Below are 3,608 nucleotides of genomic sequence, written 5' to 3'. Positions count from 1 at the left end.
CGCGCCCCCGGCGCGGCGAAACCCGCGATCCGCAGCGGATCGCGGATCATTTTCCGCAGCGGAAAATGCCTGGGGGGCCTGCCCCCCGGACCCCCAGGAGTATTTTTGCCAAGAAGATGCGGCAAGACGCGGGGGGCCAACGGGCGTGGGCAAAACAAATCCGGCGCATGCTCTGGACCCGGGGCCAGGCTTTCCTTATATCTTTGCTCAACAATTCCAGTTTGAAGCCGGATGCGCGCGATGCAAGAGCAGCTGGAGGGGGCCCCCCTCATCAAACCATCCTCGACCGATCACCCGCTATACGAGGCGGTGGTCGATGCCTGTCGCACGGTCTATGACCCTGAAATTCCGGTCAATATCTACGACCTGGGACTGGTCTACACGATCGATATCAGCGCCGAGAACGAGGTCGAGGTCACCATGACCCTGACCGCGCCCGGCTGCCCCGTGGCGGGCGAAATGCCCGGATGGCTGGCCGATGCGATCGGGCCTTTGGACGGGGTCAAGACCGTCAATGTCGAGATCACCTGGGATCCGCCCTGGGGGATGGAGATGATGTCGGACGAGGCCCGTCTGGAACTGGGCTTCATGTGACCCCCGCCGCGTGCGGTCCCTTGTGGCAGGGGCCCCGCTGACCTAGAGTCGATACAAGGCTGAGAAAGGCTTCGATCATGTTCGGTATTCCCGGCAAGCAGGCCGTGACCATCACCCCCCGGGCTGCGGCACAGATCGCCCGGCTGATGGCTTCGGGCGGTTCCAAGGGCTTGCGCATCGGCGTCAAGAAGGGCGGCTGCGCGGGCATGGAATATACGATGGATTACGTTGCCGAGATCGACCCGCTCGACGAGGTGGTGGAACAGGACGGGGCCCGGGTGATGATCGCCCCGATGGCGCAGATGTTCCTGTTCGGCACCGAGATCGACTACGAGGTGAGCCTGCTCGAGTCGGGCTTCAAGTTCCGCAATCCCAACGTGGCCGATGCCTGCGGCTGCGGCGAGTCGATCAAGTTCAAGGATATCGACGAGCTTCAGGCCGAACAGGCCGGGAAGTGAGCCTCAGCCCCGAAGAGATCGCCTTTGCCACCGAGCTGTTTTCCGGGCTCGGGCAGATTTCCACGCGCCGGATGATGGGCGGACTTTGCCTTTATCACGAGGGCACGATCTTCGCGATCGTCCATGGCGACGGCTCGATCTGGCTGAAGGGTGCCGGGGCGTTCATCGAGGTGCTGGAGGCCGAAGGCTGCACCCGCTGGACCTATACCCGCGAAGGCGGCAAGCCCACGGCCATGCCCTATTGGAGCCTGCCTGACGCGGCGCTCGATGACCCGGATCAGGCCTGTGACTGGGCGCGTCGGTCGCTGGCCCATCTCTAGCCCTTTCCCCCCTGCCCGCTTTCGCGCTATTCCCCTGCCAAGAGGCTGTTGAAAGGGAGTGTCATGGTTCGCAAGCTTGCCGCCGGGAACTGGAAGATGAACGGAACGGGCGCGAGCCTGCCCGAGGTGGAGGCGCTGAAGGCGGCCCTGTCCGAGCCATCCGTCGATGTGCTGATCTGCCCGCCTGCAACGATGCTCTCTCGCCTGTCGGACGCGCTCGATGGCAGCGCCATCGTGACAGGCGGCCAGGATTGCCACGCGGCGGGCAGCGGGGCCCATACCGGTGACATCTCCGCGGACATGCTGCGCGATGCAGGCGCAACGCATGTGATCCTCGGCCATTCCGAACGGCGCACCGACCACGGCGAAAGCGACGCAGATGTGCGGGCCAAGGCCAAATCCGCCATTGCGGCGGGTCTGCGCGCCGTCATCTGCGTGGGCGAAACCCTTGGCGAACGGGAGGCCGCGAATACCCTGTCCATCATCGGCGGCCAGCTGGCGGGATCGGTTCCCGACCTGGTGACGGCTGACCGGCTTGTCATCGCCTACGAGCCCGTCTGGGCCATTGGCACCGGCAAGGTGCCCACCACCGACCAGATCGGCGAGGTGCATGATTTCATCCGGGCCGAGCTGGAAAAGCGGTTCGGGTCCGGCGTCGGGCGGTCCGTGCCGATCCTCTATGGCGGCTCGGTCAAGGGCTCGAACGCGGCGAAGATCTTCGCGGTCAGCAACGTGAACGGGGCCCTCGTGGGTGGTGCGTCTTTGAAGGCGGCCGATTTCCTGCCCATCGTCGAGGCGCTTCAGGCCTCCTGACGGGGGGTGACGCGCAAGTGAATGCCGTCCTTCGCCCGCACGGTCAGGAAGGCGACCGGCACCGGGTCGCGGCCCTCGATCCGCTCGAACCGGAAGCGTTTGAGCAGCATCGACAGCAGAAGCGGCCCCTCGACCATCGCGAACCCCGCTCCGGTGCAAACACGCGGCCCGGCGGAAAACGGCATATAGGCCTCTCGCTGACAGCGCTTCCCGTTCTCCGTCTGCCAGCGCGCGGGATCGAACCCGTCGGGATTGTCCCAGAGCCTCTCGTGCCGATGCAGATGCCAGGGGCTGAGAACAATCTGAGCGCCCTTGGGCACATCGCGGTCACGGAATCGTTCCGGACAGGCCGCCTCGCGCACCATCATCGGCACCGGCGGGTAGAGCCGCAGCGCCTCGCGGAACACGTCGCGGCTGAGCTTCAGCCTGGACATGACTGAAAAATCTTGATTTTCCAGCGCCCTGGCCTCTTCGGCCACCCTGTCCTGCCACTCGGGGTAAAGCGCCATCAGGTAGAGCGTCCAGGCCAGAGCCGAGGCGCTGGTTTCATGACCGGCAAGGAAGAAGATCGCCACCTGATCGACCATTTCAGCGGTGCTGAAGGTCTGCCCCGTCTGCGGATCGGCGGTGGTCATGATCTTGGTCGCCAGGTCATCGGGCGCGGTTCCTGCCTCGATCTGGGCCATCCGTTCCGCCGTCAGCCGCGTGATCAGCCCCCGGATCGCCCGCGCGGTCGCCCGTGTCTGCCGCCGATGCCCGCGCGGCAGGAAGCGCGGCAGGGGCAGGAAGGCGGCGAGGTTCAGGATGGGCTGCGTGCGCTGGTAGTCGCGGAACTGGGTGAAGACGGCACTTGCGACCTCGTGCTCGATCGGGATGGAAAAGAGCGTGCGGAAAATCACATCGGCTGCCGCGTGGCTCATCGCCTCCTCGACTTCGACCTCACCCGCCCCCATGCGCGCACAGGCGGCCTCTGCGGCGGCCCACATGGCTGGAAACGTGTCGCGCAGGCGCCCGCCTTCGAAGGCGGGGTCGATGATCCGCCGCTGACGCTTCCACGTCTCGCCATTGGTGAGGAAGACCGAGTCGCCCAGCAACGGGCGAAGCCCCTCGCCGATCCGGTCGGATTTGGGGAAATCGTCGGGCCGCTCTTTCAGGACGAGGTCCAGCAGCGCGGGTTCGTTGACCATGAAACTGCGAAAGAACGGTGTCTTGAATTCCGCCATCCACGCGCGATAGAGCCGCGCGGGCTGCGCCGACAGGATGTCCTGCCGGAAAAGCCGCATGTAGCGCCAGAGTGAGACCCTGTCAGGCCGTGATCTGGGCTTGGGTGGGATCATGCCAGCCCCCGGTGCCTGTTGACAGGCCGTGCAATGCGCCCCGGCGACGGCGCGCGCCCTGCGTAGCGTGTGGCCAGCGTCAGGGG

At 65.6% G+C, this 3,608-nt stretch carries 5 protein-coding genes; 4 read left to right on the top strand and 1 reads right to left on the bottom strand.

The window, feature by feature from the left end; translation table 11 throughout:
• The first annotated feature begins 240 nt into the window (after window positions 1–240).
• The 4 genes from ACEQXV_RS12960 (at window position 241) to tpiA (ending at window position 2,185) form a co-directional block, all read left to right on the top strand.
• The gene (locus ACEQXV_RS12960) at window positions 241–594 is read left to right on the top strand and encodes an SUF system Fe-S cluster assembly protein (protein ID WP_370254149.1); all 354 of its coding nucleotides are present in this window, start codon (window positions 241–243) and stop codon (window positions 592–594) included.
• Window positions 595–671: 77 nt separating this feature from the next.
• The gene (locus tag ACEQXV_RS12955; protein WP_370269550.1) at window positions 672–1,052 is read left to right on the top strand and encodes a HesB/IscA family protein; all 381 of its coding nucleotides are present in this window, start codon (window positions 672–674) and stop codon (window positions 1,050–1,052) included.
• Entirely contained in the window at window positions 1,049–1,372 is a 324-nt protein-coding gene (locus tag ACEQXV_RS12950) for a TfoX/Sxy family protein (RefSeq protein ID WP_370254146.1), read from the top strand. The genes ACEQXV_RS12955 and ACEQXV_RS12950 overlap by 4 nt, the downstream gene beginning before the upstream one ends.
• Window positions 1,373–1,435: 63 nt before the next feature.
• Entirely contained in the window at window positions 1,436–2,185 is a 750-nt protein-coding gene (tpiA, locus tag ACEQXV_RS12945) for a triose-phosphate isomerase (protein WP_370254145.1), read from the top strand.
• Here the strand turns inward: tpiA and ACEQXV_RS12940 are convergent.
• On the bottom strand, window positions 2,173–3,522 hold the full coding sequence (locus ACEQXV_RS12940) for a cytochrome P450 (RefSeq protein WP_370254143.1): 1,350 nt from the start codon (window positions 3,520–3,522) through the stop codon (window positions 2,173–2,175). The genes tpiA and ACEQXV_RS12940 overlap by 13 nt on opposite strands.
• Between the last annotated feature and the right edge of the window lie 86 nt (window positions 3,523–3,608).

This window comes from Nioella sp. (assembly GCF_964229645.1).
In the GTDB taxonomy this organism is placed as follows: Bacteria; Pseudomonadota; Alphaproteobacteria; order Rhodobacterales; family Rhodobacteraceae; genus Nioella.
This window is presented reverse-complemented; position numbering and strand designations above follow the sequence as displayed.

Bases quoted from the DNA above. Each gene is read 5' to 3' on its own strand.
- ACEQXV_RS12955 (WP_370269550.1), top strand. From the start codon at position 672: ATGTTCGGTATTCCCGGCAAGCAGGCCGTGACCATCACCCCCCGGGCT.
- tpiA (WP_370254145.1), top strand. From the start codon at position 1,436: ATGGTTCGCAAGCTTGCCGCCGGGAACTGGAAGATGAACGGAACGGGC.
- ACEQXV_RS12940 (WP_370254143.1), bottom strand. From the start codon at position 3,522: ATGATCCCACCCAAGCCCAGATCACGGCCTGACAGGGTCTCACTCTGG.
- ACEQXV_RS12960 (WP_370254149.1), top strand. From the start codon at position 241: ATGCAAGAGCAGCTGGAGGGGGCCCCCCTCATCAAACCATCCTCGACC.